Raw genomic sequence first — 16,305 nt, 5'->3', positions numbered from 1 at the left:
AAACAGGGCGAGATTCGCTTGAGAACCATTACAGAGTGCTTGCACTCCACTGGCCCGTCCAAGAGTCTCCCATGGTCCTCCTGATCCTCGGGCTCGTGCTGTTCCTCGGCACGCATGCCTTCTCGATGGCGCGCACCCGGCGCGCCGCGATCGTCGGCCGGATCGGTGAGGGCCGCTACAAGCTCGGCTACACGGCCCTCTCCCTCTTGGGTCTGGTGCTGATCGGGGTCGGCTTCCACGATTACCGGCTGAACGGCTACATCCCAGTCTGGGACCCGCCGGTCTGGACGCGCCACCTCGCCCTGACCCTGGTCTGGCTGGCCTTCGTCTGCCTGGCGGCCGCCTACCTGCCGGGTCATATCCGCGCCAAGGCCAAGCACCCGATGCTGCTCGCCGTGAAGATCTGGGCGACCGCGCATCTCCTGGCCAACGGCGATCTCGGCTCGATCCTACTGTTCGGCGGCTTCCTGGCCTGGGCGGTCTCGGCGCGGATCAGCGCCAAGCGCCGGGCGCTCGCCCCAGGCGCCGTCGTCGCCCAGCACGCCGGCCCGGCCGTTGCGCCCCATGGCTGGCGCAACGACATCCTGGCATTGGTGATCGGCACGGCCGCGTGGTTCGTCTTCGCCCGCTACCTGCACTATCCGGTGATCGGCGTGCCGGTCTGGCCGGGAACGGCCTGAGCCACGGCCGAGAGACACCGCTGTCGCCAACCCGGCGCCCGTGTGTTAGGCGCGGGGCCCGATCGAGGTACGAGGTGGCGCGCCGATACAGGCGGGCCGGGATATGATGGCCGAGAACAACGAGTTCCTTCGCGAGGTCGACGAGGATTACCGCCGCGACCGGATCCTCCAGATCTGGAAGCGCTACAGCGGCGTGATCATCGCGCTCGCCGTGCTCGTGGTGGCGGGCGTCGCGGGCTGGCGCTACTGGCAGAACCAGCAGCGCGCGGCCGCAGAGACCGCCTCGGTGCAGTTCGACGATGCCAACCGCCTCGCCAAGGACGGCAAGGTCGCGGAGGCCGACAAGGTGTTCGACGCCCTGGAGGCGCAGGGCCCGGCAGGCTACCGCCTGCTCGCCCGGTTCCGGTCGGCTGCCGAGACCGGCAAGCGCGACGCCGCGGCGGGGGCCGCGGAGTTCGACAAGCTCGCGGACGATACCGGCCTCGGCGATGGCCTGCGCGATCTCGCGCGCCTGCGCGCCGCGTTGCTGCGCCTCGACGGGCCGAACCCGGACCCGGCGCTGGCCAACCTTCAGGGGCTGGCCGCCGGCACGCCGTTCCGCCACACCGCCCGCGAGATGCTCGGCCTCGCCGCCCTGAAGAAGGGCGACTATGAGGAGGCCGGCCGCTGGTTCGACCAGATCGTGGCCGATCCCGACACCCCGCGGAACCTGCGCGAGCGCATCGAGGTCTACGCGGCGATCGTCGCGGGCGGCCCCGTCACGGTCACCGAGGCCAAGCCCGAGGCCGCCGCGCCGCCCCCGCCGATCACGCGCTGATTTCACTTCTGACTGTTCGAGAACCACCATGGATATGCCGACCGTCGCCATCGTCGGGAGGCCGAACGTCGGCAAGTCGACCCTGTTCAACCGTCTCGTGGGCAAGAAGCTCGCGCTGGTCGACGATCGCCCGGGCGTCACCCGCGACCGGCGTGAGGGCGACGTCGCGTTCGGCGGCCTCCACTTCCGGGTGATCGACACCGCCGGCCTCGAGGAGGCCGACGCCGCGACCCTCACCGGCCGGATGCGGATGCAGACCGAGGCGGCGATCCTCGCCGCCGACGTGGTGCTGTTCGTGATCGACGCCCGCGCCGGCGTGCTGCCGGCCGACCAGCCCTTCGCCGAGCTGGTGCGCCGCGCCGGCTGCCCGGTGATCCTGATCGCCAACAAGGCCGAGGGCGGCGCGGGGCTCGCCGGCGCCTACGAGGCCTTCACCCTCGGGCTCGGCGACCCGATCCCGTTTTCGGCCGAGCACGGCGAGGGCCTGGGCGAGCTGCACGAGGCGCTCAAGGGCGCCCTGCCCCAGCGCGACGACGATGAGGAGGAGGACGCGGACGCCGCCGGCAGCCGATCCCTGAAGGTCGCCATCGTCGGCCGCCCGAATGCCGGCAAGTCGACGCTGATCAACCGCATGCTCGGCGAGGACCGCCTGCTCGTCGGCCCCGAGGCCGGCATCACCCGCGATTCGATCTCCCTCGATTGGGAATGGCGCGGGCGCCGCATCAAGCTGCACGACACGGCCGGGATGCGCCGCCGCGCCCGGATCGACGACAAGCTGGAGAAGCTGGCGGTCTCGGACGGGCTGCGCGCCGTCCGCTTCGCCGAGGTGGTGGTGGTGCTCCTCGACGCCACGATCCCGTTCGAGAAGCAGGATCTCACCATCGTCGACCTCGTCGAGAGCGAGGGCCGCGCCCTGGTGATCGGCCTGAACAAGTGGGACTTGGTCGCCGACCAGCCCGGCCTGCTCAAGCAGCTGCGCGAGGATTGCACCCGGCTTCTGCCGCAGGTGCGCGGCGTCGCCGTGGTGCCGCTCTCGGGCCTCGCCGGCGACGGCGTCGACAAGCTGATGCAGGCGGTGGTGCAGGCCTCGGAGGTCTGGGACCGGCGCATCTCGACCTCGCGCATCAACGACTGGCTGAACGAGGCGACCTCCCGCAACCCGCCCCCGGCGGTCTCGGGCCGGCGGATCAAGATACGCTACGCCACGCAGGTGAAGAGCCGGCCGCCACATTTCGCGCTGTTCGGCAACCAGCTCAACGCCCTGCCGAAATCCTACACGCGCTACCTCGTGAACGGCCTGCGCGAGGCGTTCGACCTGCCGGGCACGCCGATCCGGCTGAGCTTGCGGACCTCGCAGAACCCGTTCGACAAGGGGTGACCCCGCCTCTGCTCGCCGTCCTTGCGAACGAAGCGAAGCAATCCAGGTAGCGCGACGATGCCCGATGTCGCGCTACCCTGGGTCACTTCGCTCCGCTCGTGATGACGAAGCGGTTGCGGCAGCCGTGCGCAGCCCTCAGCGGACCGCCTCGGCGATCCAATCCACGGCCGCCGCGAGGGCGGCGCGCTCGTCTCTCCCCTCGGCGAGTGCCGCCTCGAAGGCCCTGATCTGCCCGTCCGCGCTGGTCCCCTCGGCGACGATCACCCGGGCGCGGGCCACATCGGCGGCGCAGCCGAGCGCGTCGGCATCCTCGGCCACCAGGGCCAGGACCGCCTCCAGCGCCTCCGCGAAGGGCACGGCCTCGCCGCGCGCCTCGTCGATCAGCGTCGCCCGCACGCCGCTGTGCTGGGCGCGCCACAGGTTCTCTGAGGCCAGGGCCCGCGAGACGCCGTCGAGACCGGCATGGATGTCCGGCCGGCGCACGCACAGGCGCACGAGGCAGCGGAATAAGGCGGCGAGGCAGAGGGAATCGTCCAGGCGCGTGCAGGCATCGGCGATGCGCAGCTCCAGCGTCGGAAACTTGATCGACGGTCGCAGCGACCACCACAGGAAGCTCGCGTCGGCGATGGCGCCCGACCGGGTCATGATGTCGACGAACCGCGCGTGGGCGGCCGCATCGGAGAAGATCTCCGGCAATCCGGTGCGCGGCAGCTCGCCGAACACGCTGAGCCGGTAGGCCATCAGCCCCGTCGCCTCGCCCTGCCAGAACGGCGACGACGCCGACAAGGCGAGCAGGAGCGGCTGGAACGGCAGCAGCCGGTTCATCAGATCGATGCGCGCGTCCGGATCCGGCACCTCGACGTGGACGTGCATCCCGCAGATCAGCGCCCGCCGGGCCGCTATGCCGACATTCGACAGGATCCCTTTGTACCGAGCCCCGTCGGTGGCGGTCTGGCGGGCCCAGCGCGCCAGAGGATGGGTCCCGCAGGCCAGCAGGTTGAGCCCGTTCTCCGCCGCGATGCCGGCGAGCTGCGTCCGCTGGCCGCCGAGATTCTCCCGGGCGTCCTGCGCTTCGGTGAGCGGGGGCGTGCAGACCTCGACCTGCGCGGCCACCAGCTCGCGCCCGGTCTCGGGCAGTTCCGCCTTCACCCGCGCATGGAAGGCGGCGAGGTCGCCCCGCGGCGTCCCGCGGGTCTCGGCATCGGCGAGGAAGTACTCCTCCTCGATGCCGAAGCGGTAGCTGTGGGCGCTCATCGTGGTCTCCGGGCGATCATCACTCCAAGATAGACGCCGCAGACGCAGTTTCGACCGCACAGGACCGAACCGATCCGGCGCGCGGGCCCGAACGTCCCGGGATCAGGTCGGATCAGGCTGGCCGGACGCTCGTGGGGTCCGGTCGCGCGCCGCGCCACAGCCACAGGGCCGTGAGGAGCAACAGGAGCGTCGCGAGCGCGCCGGCCCAGCTCAGCGCGTCCCAGCCGGCCCAGCGGCCGGGACCGATGCCGCGCACGAGCAGCGGGCCGACGATCTGTCCGGCCGCGAAGGCAGTGGTCATCCGGGCGAGCAGGGGCGTCGGATTGTCGGGCCGCGCCTCACGCGCCAATTGCAGGCCGGCCATGGTGGCGATCATGAAGGTGCCGCCCACGCAGATCGCCGACACCGCGACCGCCCAGAGGGCCTGGACGACCAGGGGCAAGGCCGTCCCGAGCGCCATGATGCCCTGGGCCGCCGCCCAGAGCCGCCGGCGTGGCACGTGGGGCAGCCACAGCGCCACGGCCGCGACCGAGACGGCCGCCGCCAAGCCGAACAGGGGCCAGGCGAGGCCGAACACTAGGGGATCCGGCGCCAGCGCCCGCGCCATGGCGGGGAGGAAGGTGGCCGGCACGATGTAGCCGAACCCGAACGTGCCGTAGCACAGCACCAGGCCGAGCTGCCCGCTCCGGCCGCCATGGGCCGTCGCCGCTGCCTCGCGCGCCACCTGCTTGTCCGAGGCCGCATCCGGGCCCCGTGGCAGCGACCAGGCGAGGAGCGCGCCCGCCGCGGCGAGCAAGCCGAGTTCGAGCCAGAGCCAATCCGCCGGCTGACGGCCACCGAGCCAAGCCAACGTGCCGGCCAGCGCGATCCCGAGGCCGACCCCCGCGTAGATCCACGCGCCGAGCTGCGGGGCCCGGCGCCGGGCCAGTTCGGCCAAGCACCAGCTGCTCGCACAGACCAGGGCCCAGGCGCTGAACACGCCGGTCGCCGCGCGCAGACCGGCGCCCGTCACGTGCGCCGCGGCCCTGTCGGCTGCCGCCGTCGCCAGCGTCGCCAGCGCCACGCCGAGCAGGCTCAGCAGCAATCCGCGGCGCGGGTTGCCGGCAAAGCGCGCAGCCGTCAGGGCACCGACCAGATAGCCGACATAGTTCGCCGCGGCCCATTCGGCGCCCGCGTCGGCGCTGAGCGTGCCGTCGCGCATCATCAGCGGCATGAGCGGCGTGAACGCGAAGCGGCCGATCCCCATGGCGACCGCCAGGGCGACGAGGCCGCTGCCGACGACGGCAAGGGCCGCCGGGTCGACGGGACGGGAGGAAAGATCGCGGGTGCTCATCGGACGGATTGAGCACGGCGCGACCCCGTTGAAAAAGTGAATTCTTCTGACGTATCGTTCTCTCGATGAGAACGATGGACCTGGACGACCTGCACATCTTCCGCTGCGTGGTGCGGGAGGGCGGCGTGACGCGGGCCGCGAGCCTGCTCCATCGCGTGCCGTCGAACGTCACCACCCGGATCAAGCAGTTCGAGGAGCGCCTCGGGGTCGCCCTGTTCCGCCGCCAAGGCCGCAATCTCGCCCTGACCGAGGCCGGACGGACGCTCCTGGGCCATGCCGAGAAGCTCCTGGACTTGGCGGACCTCGCCGAGCAGGAGCTGCGCAGCGGCGTCGTGGGCGGGCTGCTGCGGCTGGGCTCGCTGGAGAGTGCCGCCGGCGCCCGGCTGCCGCCGATCCTATCGGCCTTCCACGCGCGCTACCCCGACGTGACCATCGAGCTGAGAACCGGCACGACCCGTGCGCTGCTCCAGCAGCTGGAGCGTTTTGAGGTCGAGGCGGCCTTCGTGTCCGAACCGTTCGAGCGCGGGAAGCTGTCGTCGGTGCCGGCCTTCGACGAAGATCTGGTGCTGATTACCGGACGGACGGCGCCGCGTGGCGGCCGCTCCGCCGCGCTGGGCGGGCAGACCGTCGTGGCGTTCCCGCACGGCTGCTCCTACCGTCAGCGCCTGATCGAGTGGCTTGCCGAACAGGGCACCGCGCCCGCGCGGATCCTGGAGATGAGCTCGTATCACGCCATCGTGGCCTGCGTGGCCGCCGGCACCGAGGTCGCGATCATCCCGACCGAGGTGCTCGATCAGGCGGTGGTGGGGCATGCGGTCGAGCGCCATCCGCTGCCGGCGCATCTGCGCCTCAATCGGACCCAACTCGTCTGGTCAGGGGAGGCCAGCGCCCCGTTGCAGGCGCTGATGGCGCTGCTTCCCCCGGCGGCCGGGGCGGCGCGGTCCGTGGAACCCGCGCCTCAGGCTGCCCGCAGCGGGCCACCGACGAGCCACGCGGGATCGAACCAGCGGTCGGCCTCGCCGTCATAGGGCAGGCGCGTGATGTCCCAGTTCTGGATGTACTTGGCGTAGACGTTCCACACGGCGATGCCGCCGCCCACAAAGATCCGCCGGCCCGGGTAGCGCTTGAGCACCTCTTCGGGATCCTCGTGGCTGCGGATCACGTCGATGGTGCGGTCCTTGAAGGCGAATTCGGGCACCGAGGCCACGGTCTTCGGCCCGGCGATCAGCACGTGGCCCATGGTGAGCGCGAAGAAGCGCGTCACGTCCTCGACGAACAGCGGGTCGGTGTTCCCCTCCCAGGGCAAGTGACCGTTGAGGCCGAGCTGGCCGCGCAGGCCGATCGCACAGATGCAGCGGACGTCGATCATTGAAGGCAACTCAGTGAAAGGAAGCCGGTTTGTCCCGTCCCATCTCTCATCCTGAGGTGGCGGGTGGGACGACCCAATCAAGCAACCGCCGATCCCGTCATTCGGGTGCGCGGAAACTCAGCACCCGGTCGGTCGGAAAGTCGTAGAGCTTGCCGGTCTCGGTCCAGTCCGGGGCGGCGAGCCGCACGAAATGCGGTGCGAGGTCCTCGGGCGTCCGCAGCGTCTCGGGATCCTCGCCCGGCATCGCCGAGCGGCGCATCCCGGTGCGCAGGGGACCCGGGTTGAGCAGCATCGCCTTGATCGCCGTGGTCTCGCTCTCGGCCGCGTAGGTGCGCACCAGCGCCTCAAGCGCGGCCTTCGAGACCGAGTACGGCCCCCAATAGGGCCGGCACTTCGACGACGCCCCGGAGGAGACGAAGATCGCCCGGCCGGCATCCGACATGCGCAGCAGCGGATCCAGCGACCGGATCAGGCGCCAGTTGGCGGTGACGTTCACGTCCATCACCTGCCCCCAGATCTTCGGGGTGATGTGGCCGATCGGCATGAGCGCGCCGAGGATGCCGGCATTGCCGACGAGGATGTCGAGCCGCTTCCAGCGCGCGTTGATCGCCGCGCCGAGCCGGTCGATGGCGTCGTAATCGGCGAGGTCGAAGGGCACGAGAGTGGCGCTGGAGCCGGCAGCGCGGATCGCGTCGTCCAGCTCCTCCAGGGCGCCGACCGTGCGCGCCACCGCGATCACGTGGGCGCCGGCGCCGGCGAGCGCCAGGGCGGCGGCGCGCCCGATGCCGCGGGATGCGCCGGTGACGACCGCGACGCGGCCTTCGAGGGGTCTCTGAGACTCAGCCATGCGCAGGACCTAGCGCATTTCCGCGCGCAGGGGATCTCCGTTGGAGACCCGTTCGCGCGGAACCCCCAGATCCTGTCAGTCCGCCTCGGCCAGCATGGCGAAGCGCTTCGGCCCGGCGATGGAGAGATCCGTCAGGCCGGTCGGGTACTCGCCCGTGAAGCAATGGTCGGTGTATTGCGGGCAGGCCGCGTCCCGCGCCTCCTCGCCCATCGCCCGGTAGAGGCCGGGGATCGACAGGAAGGCGAGCGAATCCGCGCCGATATACTTGCGCATGCCCTCGAGATCGTGGGTCGCGGCGAGCAGCTTCTCCCGCTCGGGCGTGTCGATCCCGTAGAAATCCGGGTAGGTGATCGGCGGCGAGGCGATCCGGAAATGCACCTCCGCGGCGCCGGCCTCGCGCATCATCCGGACGATCTTCACCGAGGTCGTGCCGCGCACGAGGCTGTCGTCCACGAGGACGATGCTCTTGCCCTCGATCGCCGCGCGGTTGGCCGAATGCTTCATCCGCACGCCGAGCTCGCGCACCGACTGGGTCGGCTGGATGAAGGTCCGGCCGACATAGTGGTTGCGGATGATCCCCATCTCGAACGGGATCCCGGTCTCCTGCGAGAAGCCGAGTGCCGCCGGCACGCCGGAATCCGGCACCGGCACGACGATGTCGGCCGCCACGGAGGCCTCGCGGGCCAGCTCCCGGCCGATCGCCTTGCGCACCGCGTAGACGCTCTTGCCGTTCACCACCGAGTCCGGCCGGGCGAAGTAGATGTACTCGAAGATGCAGGGCCGCATCGGCACGGCGTCGGCGAAGCGGATCGACTCGATCCCCTCCTCGGAGATCACCACGATCTCGCCGTTCTCGATGTCGCGCACGAAGCGGGCGCCGATGATGTCGAGGGCGCAGGTCTCGGAGGCCAGCATGTAGCGGCCGTCGAGCTCGCCCAGCACCAGCGGACGGATGCCCAGCGGGTCGCGGGCGCCGATCAGCTTCTTGTTGGTCAGTGCCACGATCGCGTAGGCGCCCTGGATCGCCTGGAGGGCGTCGATGAAGCGCTCGATGATCCGCGGCTTCCGCGAGCGGGCCGCGAGGTGCAGGATCACCTCGGTGTCGGAGGTCGACTGGGTGATCGCGCCGTCGCGCACGAGGTCGCGGCGGATCGAGAGGGCATTGGTCAGGTTGCCGTTATGGGCGACCGCGAGACCGCCGCTGGCGAGTTCGGCGAAGAGCGGCTGGACGTTGCGCAGGATCGTCCCGCCGGTGGTCGAGTAGCGCACGTGCCCGATGGCGGCGCGGCCCTTGAGGCGGGCGATGGTCTCGCCGTCCGAGAAGGAATCGCCCACGAGGCCGGGCCGCCGCTCGGAGTGGAACACGGAGCCGTCGAAGGAGACGATGCCGGCCGCCTCCTGGCCGCGGTGCTGGAGGGCGTGCAGCCCGAGGGCCACGATGGCGGAGGCCTCCGGATGTCCGAAGATACCGAAGACGCCGCATTCCTCGCGGAGCGTGTCGCCGTCGAGGTCGAAATCGGCGCTGGGATTGGCGGCGTGTGACATGAGGCGGTCGATCACTCACAGGACCCGGCGGCGACGGGCCGGCGCGCCGGTCGTCGCGGATACAATCCGATCAACACCGGAACCGCTATCTAGGGGTTCCGCGCGCGCCAACCTACGGCGAATACCGCAGATCAGCGTCGCGTCGGGGTCGGCGCGGTCTCGGTGCGGCGCTGGGGCGCCGGATCGGTCTCGGCCGGCGCGTCGGCAGCCTCGTTGGGCGGCGCGCCGGTCTTCGGCTTCTTGAACTGCTTGAGGAAGCCTTCCGGATTCTCGGGCAGCTGCGCCACCAGGGCGTCGCCGGACTTCTCCAGCATCGGGCGCGAGCGCGCCTGCGCGGCCCAATCGGGCACCTTGCCCTGGACCAGCCAGGACAGGAACACCCAGCCGATCACGCAGATCAGGAAGCCGCGGGCGGCCCCGAACAGGAAGCCCAGCGAGCGATCGACCGCGCCGATGCGCGAATCGAGTACCACGTCCGAGATCTTCACCGTGATGATCGACACGATGATCAGCGTGCCGAGGAAGATCGCCGCGATCGAGGCGACCAGCGCGACGGTGTCACTGTTCACGTGCTGCTTCACGGTCGGAAGAAGCATCGGGTACAGCGTCCAGGCGACCGCGGCGGCAGCCACCCAGGCGACGATCGCCAGCACCTCGCGGGTGACGCCACGCACGGCCGCGAGCAGCGCGGAGACCGCGACGATGCCGAGCACGACGAGATCCAGGACGGTAAACGGCATCGTTGAGCTTTTTGGTACCCGCGGGGATAGCGCGTCGGCCGTGCGGCTCCCCCGGACCGCAGTGGATTTATACCAAGCCGGACCTCGGCCGTCACCCGGGGCCCGCGCCTCGGTCCGAGGCTGTGCCGTCCATGCATCAGATGGGCTCTGTCACGATGCCGCGCCGGGCCGGTCTGAGTTCCCCTTACCGCATGCCGGTCACCGACCCGTTCGGCACGTCGCGGTCTCGCGCCGATCGACCCGCGCCGTCTTTCCGGGGCGCCGCAGGCGAGCCCGGACCCGAAGGGGCACGCCGGAGGCGGGCAATCTAGAACCATGTAGTCGCCAGGACCCGATCTGTCGGCGTGTCCGGATCCCGGGCTCCGCTGCGCGGCCCCGGGATGACGGAGTGAGACGGCGGTGACCGGCAAGGCGATCTCCGTGCAGAGGCGCAGCTTCGCTTCGCGGAGACCGGATGCCGACCGCATCTCGCCTTGCAGGTCCGCGTCGTGCATCCCCATTCCTCAAGGATCGGGGATCGGGAGCAGTACGGTGACGCAATCCGCAACCGACATCGGTGCCCACGGGGCCCGGCTGACGATCGACCTCGGGGCGATCGCGGCGAACTGGCGAACCCTCGCCGCGCGCGGCGGCGGTGTCGCCTGCGCCGCCGTGGTGAAGGCTGATGCCTATGGCTGCGGCATCGCTCGGGTCGGGCCGGCTCTCTGGGCGGCCGGCTGCCGGACCTTCTTCGTCGCCCACCTGTCCGAGGGCGTCGCGGCCCGCGCCGCCCTGCCGGACGCCGCGATCTACGTCCTGAACGGCTTGGCCCCGGGCGCCGCCGCGGCTTTCGCCGAGCACGGACTGCGTCCCGTGCTCGGCAGCATCGAGGAACTCTCGGACTGGGCGGCGTTCTCGGCCGGCCGCGCGCTCGCGGCGCTCCATGTCGACACCGGCATGAACCGGCTGGGCCTGTCGGTGCCGGAGGCGCTGGATCTCGCGGGCGACCCGCGGCTCGCGGCGTCGGGCATCGATCTGATCCTCAGCCACTTCGTCAGCGCCGAGAAGCCGCAAGATCCGGTCAATGCCCGGCAGATCGCCGACTTCGCCCGGGTGCGCGCGGCCTATCCGGCCCTGCCCGCCTCGCTGGCGAACTCCTCCGGCATCTTCCTCAAGGGCGCGCAGCACGACCTCCTGCGGCCGGGCTACGCCCTGTTCGGCGGCAACCCGACCCCCGGAACCGCGAATCCGATGCGCCCGGTGGTGCGGCTGGAGGCGATGATCGCGCAGGTGCGCGATGTCGAGACCGGCGCCACCGCGGGCTATAACGGCCGCTGGGCCGCCGCCTCGCCCAGCCGGCTGGCGACGCTCTCGCTCGGCTACGCCGACGGCTTCCCCCGGGCGATCAGCGGACGCGGACAGGCGCTGGTCGGCGGCGTCCCGTGCCCGATCCTCGGCCTCGTCTCGATGGACCTGATCATCCTCGACGTCACCGCGGCCCCCGCGGCCGAGCGCGGCGCCACGGCCGTGCTGATCGGCGACACTCTCGACATCGACGCGGTCGGCCGCGCCGCCGGAACAATCGGCTACGAGATTCTTACCGGCCTGGGTTCTCGTTATGTTCGAACCTATGTAGAGTCTTGCTGATTCACCCGTCGCACTGAAAAGACATTCCGTCACTCCGGGGCGCCGCAGGCGAACCCGGCATCCAGAACCGCGGCCGGGCCTTGGCGCGTCGGCGGCTCTGGATGCCGGGCTCCGCTCCGCGGCCCCGGAATGACGGCCAGTCCCGAAGGCACGCGACGCTGGACCCGACCGAGCCATGGCCAAGATCCACCAGACCTTCGTCTGCCAATCCTGCGGGGCGGTCTACAACCGCTGGCGCGGGCGCTGCGAGGCCTGCAACGGCTGGAACACGATCGTCGAGGAGGCGCCCGCGGCTCCCGGCCAGTCCGGGCCAGCCGCGACTCGGCCGTCGCGCAGCCGCGGCCGCGTGTTCCCGCTGGAAGGCCTGACCGGCGAGGCGAAGGAGGCACCGCGCATTCCCTCGGGAATCGGCGAGCTCGACCGGGTGACCGGCGGCGGCTTCGTGCGCGGCTCCGTGATCCTGCTCGGCGGCGATCCGGGGATCGGCAAGTCGACCCTGCTGATGCAGGCCTCGGCAGCCATGGCGGGGACGGGCGAGCGGGTCGCCTACATCTCGGGCGAGGAGGCGGTCGGGCAGGTGCGGCTGCGGGCCGAGCGGCTGGGGCTCAGCGCGCTCCCGGTGCAGCTCGCGGCCGAGACCAATGTCGAGGACATCGTCGAGACCCTGAGCCAGGGCCGGCCGCCCGCGCTCGCGATCATCGACTCGATCCAGACCATGTGGACCGAGACGGTGGAATCCGCCCCCGGCACGGTCACGCAGGTCCGCTCCTCGGCCCAGGCGCTGATCCGCTTCGCCAAGACCACCGGCACGGCGGTCATCCTGGTCGGCCACGTCACTAAGGACGGCCAGATCGCCGGCCCCCGGGTGGTGGAGCACATGGTCGACGCGGTCGCCTCCTTCGAGGGCGATCAGGGCCACCATTTCCGCATCCTGCGCGCGGTGAAGAACCGCTTCGGGCCCACCGACGAGATCGGTGTGTTCGAGATGACCGATGCGGGCCTCAGCGAGGTGCCCAATCCCTCCGCTTTGTTCCTGGCGGGCCGCGACCACCAGGCGGCGGGCACGGCGGTCTTCGCCGGGATGGAGGGCACGCGGCCCCTGCTGGTCGAGATCCAGGCGCTCGTCGCCCCCTCCTCCCTCGGCATGCCGCGCCGCGCCGTGGTCGGCTGGGACCCGAACCGGCTGTCGATGGTGCTGGCCGTGCTGGAGGCCCATGGCGGCATCCGGCTCGGCAGCCACGACGTCTATCTGAATGTCGCCGGAGGCCTGCGCATCACCGAGCCCGCGGCGGATCTGGCGGTGGCGGCCGCCCTCGTTTCATCGTTGTCGGGCGCGGTGCTGCCGCCCGAGACGGTGTATTTCGGCGAGATCGGGCTCTCCGGCGCGATCCGGCCAGTCGCACAGGCCGGATCGCGGCTGAAGGAAGCCCAGAAGCTCGGCTTCGCCAAGGCGCTGATCCCGCAGGGTCGCGGCGAGGGTGAGAAGGCCCTGTCGGTGGAGACGCTGCGCCACATCGCCGATCTGGTGGCGGGGATCAGCGCGGGCGCGCCGCGGAAGGGCTCCGGGCAGCGCGGGCGGCAACAATCGCGTTACGCCGACGAAGAGGTGTGAGCGCCTCCGTCCTTGTTAGCGCAGCGAAGCAACCCGGGGACACGCCACCTTCTGGCAACGCCCGCCGCCCTGGATTGCTTCGCTGCGCTCGCAAAGACGGCTGAGGCTTTTACCCCCCCGTCACGCTCATATGCCGCGGCACGGCGGCCGGGCGCTGGCGCTCGATGACGAAGTCGTGGCCCTTAGGCTTGCGAGTGATCGCCTCGACGACCGCCTGGGCCAGCACCGCGTCATCCTGGGAGGCGCGCAGAACCGCGCGCAGGTCCGCCGAATCCTCCTGGCCCAGGCACATGTAGAGCTGGCCCGTGCAGGTCAGGCGCACGCGGTTGCAGCTCTCGCAGAAATTGTGGGTCAGCGGCGTGATGAAGCCGAGTTTCCCGCCGGTCTCCTCGACCCGCACGTAGCGTGCCGGGCCGCCGGTGCGGTCGGGCAGCGGCGTGAGGGTATAGCGGGTCTCCAGGCGCTGCCGCGCCACCGACAGCGGCAGGAACTGGTCGGTCCGGTCGGCCTCGATCTCGCCCAGCGGCATGACCTCGATCAGCGTCATGTCCATGCCGAGGCCGTGGGCCCAGGCGATCATGTCGGGGATCTCGTCGGCGTTGACGTCGCGGAGCGCCACCGCGTTGATCTTCACCTTCATCCCGGCAGCCCGCGCCGCCGCGATGCCGTCGAGCACCACCTTGAGGTCGCCGCGGCGGGTGATCTCGTGGAACTTGTCCGGGTCGAGGGTGTCGAGCGAGACGTTGATCCGGCGCACGCCGAGGCTCGCCAGCTCGTCGGCGTAGCGCGTGAGCTGCGTGCCGTTGGTGGTGAGCGTCAGCTCCTCCAGCGCTCCCGAATCGAGGTGACGCGAGAGCCGGCGGAACAGGTGCATGATGTCCCGACGCACCAACGGCTCGCCGCCGGTGATCCGGAGCTTGCGCACGCCGCGCGCGATGAACACGCCACAGAGGCGGTCCAGCTCCTCCAGGGTCAGCAGGTCGCGCTTGGGCAGGAACTGCATGTGCTCGGACATGCAGTAGGCGCAACGCAGGTCGCAGCGATCCGTCACCGAGATGCGCAGGTACGAGATCGCCCGCTGGAACGGGTCGATCAGCGGCGCGGGCCCGGTGGGCGCGCCGAGCGCGGACGTCTGCGGCGTCAGGGAGCTGTCATCGAGCATTGTCCGGCATATGATGCCCCAAACGGTCGCGGGCAAGCAGGTCCCGCGCCGCAGCCCCAGATTGCGTGAGGAGTGTGACCCGTGACCGAGGATCTGTGGCCGACCGAGATCCGCCTGTCGGCCGACCGGCGGAGTCTCAACGTCGCCTTCGAGGACGGGGCGCGCTACGCCCTGCCGGCCGAGTACCTGCGGGTGTCGAGCCCGTCCGCCGAGGTGCAGGGGCACTCGCCGCTGGAGCGCAAGGTGATCGGCGGAAAGCGGTCCGTGGCGATCCTGGCGGTTGAGCCGGTCGGCAACTACGCGGTGAAGCTCGGCTTCGACGACATGCACGACACCGGCATCTACGGCTGGGGCTACCTGCATACGCTCGGCCGCGAGTACGAGAGCCGCTGGCAGACCTATCTCAGCGAACTCGCCGAGCGCGGTCTCGACCGTGACACGGCGCGGCAGGCGCCGGTGAAAGGCGGCGGGAGTGGCGGGGGCTGCGGGTCGGGTTCCTGCGGGTGCCACTGAGGGCAGCCGCTCTGTTCGGTGTGGATTCTGGCATCGGGCGTCGACGTCATCGCGAACGGAGCGACGCAATCCAGGGCGGCGCCACGGCTATCGGCGTCGCGGATTGCTGGGCCGCCTCGCTGCGCGCGATGATGGGGTGTTGAGCTGTTCCGCCGAGAAGGCCGGAGGCTTGCATCGTGTGAGACGCGTGCCTCATCCGATTGCTCGCCATCTCTGGAGACCCCATGGCTTTCGCCTGCACCATCCCCGCTACGCCTACGATCCAGCAGGACGACGCCACCGTGCGCATCACGCGCTGGGACTTCCCGCCCGGCGGCGTGACCGGATGGCACGAGCACGGCTGGCCGTATTTCGTGGTGATGCTGGTGGACGGGATTTTGCGCGTCCATGACGGTGCGGCGGTCAGCGAGACGGCACTCGCGGCCGGGCAATCCTACATGCGTCCCGCGGGCATCCGGCACGACGTGATGAACGGGTCCGACCACCCGATCGCGTTCATCGAGATCGAGGTGAAGCGCCCGGACGCGCTGGTGACCCTGCCGGCGGCCTGAACGCAGAAGGGCCGACCTCACGGCCGGCCCTCCCCCGAAAAGCCCCGAACAAATCAGCGCTGGACGATGACCTTCGTGCCCACCTTGGCGTGGGTGTAGAGGTCCATCACGTCCTCGTTGGTCATGCGGATGCAGCCCGACGACACGGCCGTGCCGATCGTCTCCGGCTCGTTGGAGCCGTGGATGCGATAGATCGAGCCGCCGAGATACATGGCGCGGGCGCCGAGCGGGTTCTCGATACCGCCCTTCATGTAGCGCGGCAGGTCGGGCCGGCGCTTCAGCATGGTCGCCGGCGGGCGCCAATCCGGCCACTCGCGCTTCATCGTGATGGTCTGCACGCCGCCCCAGGTGAAGCCCGGACGGCCGACGCCGACGCCGTAACGGAGGGCCTGACCGCCGCCCAGCACGTAGTAGAGCCGCCGCTCGGCCGTCGACACGACGATCGTGCCGGCGCCGTAGGGGCCGTTATACGCCACGGTCTCCCGCGGGATCGCCGACATCTGCGGCACCGCGGCGTCGGCGCTCAGCGGGTCGGCGGGGTTGAGCGAGGCGTTGGCCACCGGCACCGCGACGGTCTCGACCGCCTGCGGGCGCACCCGCACGGTGAGCGCGTCGTTCAGCGGCTGGCGGGTCAGCGGGTCGATCTCGTAGGCCAGAGCCGGCGCGGCGCACGCGGCCGCGCCGAAAAGCCCGATCAGGGCGGGGAGAAAACGACGCATCAAAGCCTCTCGGGGCAGGCGCGGACTATGGCGGGAACGCGGCGAATACCGGGGCACGATGCCGTGCCGATCCTCGCCAAGGGGTAAACGCTCGCGCCTCAAATCCAAGCCTGAAACCGCCCGATCCAGGCGGTTCCGCCCGTCCGTGACTCGATGGCA

16 protein-coding genes are annotated in these 16,305 nt (G+C 70.7%); 8 read left to right on the top strand and 8 right to left on the bottom strand.

The window, feature by feature from the left end:
- Nucleotides 1-71 precede the first annotated feature (71 nt).
- From ABIE45_RS07850 to der, 3 genes are all read left to right on the top strand, one after another.
- Complete coding sequence (locus tag ABIE45_RS07850; protein ID WP_192706200.1) at nt 72-680, top strand: NnrU family protein; 609 nt, start codon at nt 72-74, stop codon at nt 678-680.
- A gap of 106 nt (nt 681-786) precedes the next feature.
- Nucleotides 787-1,497, top strand: coding sequence for a tetratricopeptide repeat protein (locus ABIE45_RS07845; protein WP_192706199.1), 711 nt, complete (start codon nt 787-789; stop codon nt 1,495-1,497).
- A gap of 28 nt (nt 1,498-1,525) precedes the next feature.
- Nucleotides 1,526-2,875 carry a ribosome biogenesis GTPase Der gene (gene der, locus ABIE45_RS07840; protein WP_192706198.1) on the top strand — a complete coding sequence of 450 codons (1,350 nt, stop codon included), beginning with the start codon at nt 1,526-1,528 and terminating at the stop codon, nt 2,873-2,875.
- Nucleotides 2,876-3,010: 135 nt separating this feature from the next.
- Here the strand turns inward: der and ABIE45_RS07835 are convergent, their stop codons facing one another.
- Nucleotides 3,011-4,129, bottom strand: a complete 1,119-nt coding sequence (locus ABIE45_RS07835) for a carboxylate-amine ligase (RefSeq protein WP_192706197.1) — start codon at nt 4,127-4,129, stop codon at nt 3,011-3,013.
- A gap of 112 nt (nt 4,130-4,241) precedes the next feature.
- Entirely contained in the window at nt 4,242-5,462 is a 1,221-nt protein-coding gene (locus tag ABIE45_RS07830) for a YbfB/YjiJ family MFS transporter (RefSeq protein WP_192706196.1), read from the bottom strand.
- Nucleotides 5,463-5,536: 74 nt separating this feature from the next.
- Here ABIE45_RS07830 and ABIE45_RS07825 point away from each other — a divergent pair, with 74 nt between their 5' ends.
- Nucleotides 5,537-6,490, top strand: coding sequence for a LysR family transcriptional regulator (locus ABIE45_RS07825; RefSeq protein ID WP_192706195.1), 954 nt, complete (start codon nt 5,537-5,539; stop codon nt 6,488-6,490).
- Here the strand turns inward: ABIE45_RS07825 and ABIE45_RS07820 are convergent.
- The 4 genes from ABIE45_RS07820 to ABIE45_RS07805 form a co-directional block, all read right to left on the bottom strand.
- On the bottom strand, nt 6,421-6,831 hold the full coding sequence (locus ABIE45_RS07820; RefSeq protein WP_043759157.1) for a dihydrofolate reductase: 411 nt from the start codon (nt 6,829-6,831) through the stop codon (nt 6,421-6,423). The two genes, ABIE45_RS07825 and ABIE45_RS07820, sit on opposite strands and share 70 nt — an antisense overlap.
- Before the next feature lie 97 nt (nt 6,832-6,928).
- Nucleotides 6,929-7,678: an SDR family NAD(P)-dependent oxidoreductase gene (locus ABIE45_RS07815; protein ID WP_192706194.1), complete on the bottom strand. Its 750-nt coding sequence runs from the start codon at nt 7,676-7,678 to the stop codon at nt 6,929-6,931.
- Between the two features lie 75 nt (nt 7,679-7,753).
- The gene (gene purF / locus ABIE45_RS07810; RefSeq protein ID WP_192706193.1) at nt 7,754-9,223 is read right to left on the bottom strand and encodes an amidophosphoribosyltransferase; all 1,470 of its coding nucleotides are present in this window, start codon (nt 9,221-9,223) and stop codon (nt 7,754-7,756) included.
- 131 nt (nt 9,224-9,354) lie between these two features.
- Nucleotides 9,355-9,963 (bottom strand): CvpA family protein, encoded by a 609-nt coding sequence (locus ABIE45_RS07805; RefSeq protein ID WP_192706192.1) that lies wholly within the window; start codon nt 9,961-9,963, stop codon nt 9,355-9,357.
- A 531-nt stretch (nt 9,964-10,494) separates the two neighbouring features.
- Between ABIE45_RS07805 and alr the strand changes: the two genes are divergently transcribed.
- Both alr and radA read left to right on the top strand, forming a co-directional pair.
- Nucleotides 10,495-11,589, top strand: coding sequence for an alanine racemase (alr, locus tag ABIE45_RS07800; RefSeq protein WP_192706191.1), 1,095 nt, complete (start codon nt 10,495-10,497; stop codon nt 11,587-11,589).
- A 175-nt stretch (nt 11,590-11,764) separates the two neighbouring features.
- Nucleotides 11,765-13,201 (top strand): DNA repair protein RadA, encoded by a 1,437-nt coding sequence (radA, locus tag ABIE45_RS07795; protein WP_192706190.1) that lies wholly within the window; start codon nt 11,765-11,767, stop codon nt 13,199-13,201.
- Nucleotides 13,202-13,310: 109 nt separating this feature from the next.
- On the opposite strand, the gene moaA is transcribed toward radA, so the two are convergent.
- Entirely contained in the window at nt 13,311-14,363 is a 1,053-nt protein-coding gene (gene moaA / locus ABIE45_RS07790; protein ID WP_192706189.1) for a GTP 3',8-cyclase MoaA, read from the bottom strand.
- A gap of 81 nt (nt 14,364-14,444) precedes the next feature.
- On the opposite strand from moaA, the gene ABIE45_RS07785 reads away from it, so the two are divergent.
- Together ABIE45_RS07785 and ABIE45_RS07780 are read left to right on the top strand one after the other, a co-directional pair.
- Nucleotides 14,445-14,876, top strand: a complete 432-nt coding sequence (locus tag ABIE45_RS07785; RefSeq protein WP_192706188.1) for a gamma-butyrobetaine hydroxylase-like domain-containing protein — start codon at nt 14,445-14,447, stop codon at nt 14,874-14,876.
- A gap of 224 nt (nt 14,877-15,100) precedes the next feature.
- Nucleotides 15,101-15,427: a cupin domain-containing protein gene (locus ABIE45_RS07780; RefSeq protein WP_192706187.1), complete on the top strand. Its 327-nt coding sequence runs from the start codon at nt 15,101-15,103 to the stop codon at nt 15,425-15,427.
- A gap of 53 nt (nt 15,428-15,480) precedes the next feature.
- On the opposite strand, the gene ABIE45_RS07775 is transcribed toward ABIE45_RS07780, so the two are convergent.
- Nucleotides 15,481-16,146, bottom strand: coding sequence for a L,D-transpeptidase (locus ABIE45_RS07775; protein ID WP_192706186.1), 666 nt, complete (start codon nt 16,144-16,146; stop codon nt 15,481-15,483).
- Nucleotides 16,147-16,305: the final 159 nt, after the last annotated feature.

Origin of the sequence: Methylobacterium sp. OAE515 (genome assembly GCF_041806315.1) — a bacterium.
GTDB lineage: Bacteria > Pseudomonadota > Alphaproteobacteria > Rhizobiales > Beijerinckiaceae > Methylobacterium > Methylobacterium tardum.
The sequence above is the reverse complement of the archived record's forward strand: the minus strand, read 5'-3'. Positions and strand labels throughout refer to the sequence as shown.

What these genes read in the sequence shown, in the direction of transcription:
- ABIE45_RS07775 (WP_192706186.1), bottom strand. Translation starts at nt 16,146, where the DNA reads ATGCGTCGTTTTCTCCCCGCCCTGATCGGGCTTTTCGGCGCGGCCGCG.
- radA (WP_192706190.1), top strand. Translation starts at nt 11,765, where the DNA reads ATGGCCAAGATCCACCAGACCTTCGTCTGCCAATCCTGCGGGGCGGTC.
- ABIE45_RS07845 (WP_192706199.1), top strand. Translation starts at nt 787, where the DNA reads ATGGCCGAGAACAACGAGTTCCTTCGCGAGGTCGACGAGGATTACCGC.
- ABIE45_RS07835 (WP_192706197.1), bottom strand. Translation starts at nt 4,129, where the DNA reads ATGAGCGCCCACAGCTACCGCTTCGGCATCGAGGAGGAGTACTTCCTC.
- ABIE45_RS07780 (WP_192706187.1), top strand. Translation starts at nt 15,101, where the DNA reads ATGGCTTTCGCCTGCACCATCCCCGCTACGCCTACGATCCAGCAGGAC.
- ABIE45_RS07805 (WP_192706192.1), bottom strand. Translation starts at nt 9,963, where the DNA reads ATGCCGTTTACCGTCCTGGATCTCGTCGTGCTCGGCATCGTCGCGGTC.
- ABIE45_RS07830 (WP_192706196.1), bottom strand. Translation starts at nt 5,462, where the DNA reads ATGAGCACCCGCGATCTTTCCTCCCGTCCCGTCGACCCGGCGGCCCTT.
- der (WP_192706198.1), top strand. Translation starts at nt 1,526, where the DNA reads ATGGATATGCCGACCGTCGCCATCGTCGGGAGGCCGAACGTCGGCAAG.
- purF (WP_192706193.1), bottom strand. Translation starts at nt 9,223, where the DNA reads ATGTCACACGCCGCCAATCCCAGCGCCGATTTCGACCTCGACGGCGAC.
- moaA (WP_192706189.1), bottom strand. Translation starts at nt 14,363, where the DNA reads ATGCTCGATGACAGCTCCCTGACGCCGCAGACGTCCGCGCTCGGCGCG.
- ABIE45_RS07820 (WP_043759157.1), bottom strand. Translation starts at nt 6,831, where the DNA reads ATGATCGACGTCCGCTGCATCTGTGCGATCGGCCTGCGCGGCCAGCTC.
- ABIE45_RS07825 (WP_192706195.1), top strand. Translation starts at nt 5,537, where the DNA reads ATGGACCTGGACGACCTGCACATCTTCCGCTGCGTGGTGCGGGAGGGC.
- ABIE45_RS07815 (WP_192706194.1), bottom strand. Translation starts at nt 7,678, where the DNA reads ATGGCTGAGTCTCAGAGACCCCTCGAAGGCCGCGTCGCGGTCGTCACC.
- ABIE45_RS07850 (WP_192706200.1), top strand. Translation starts at nt 72, where the DNA reads ATGGTCCTCCTGATCCTCGGGCTCGTGCTGTTCCTCGGCACGCATGCC.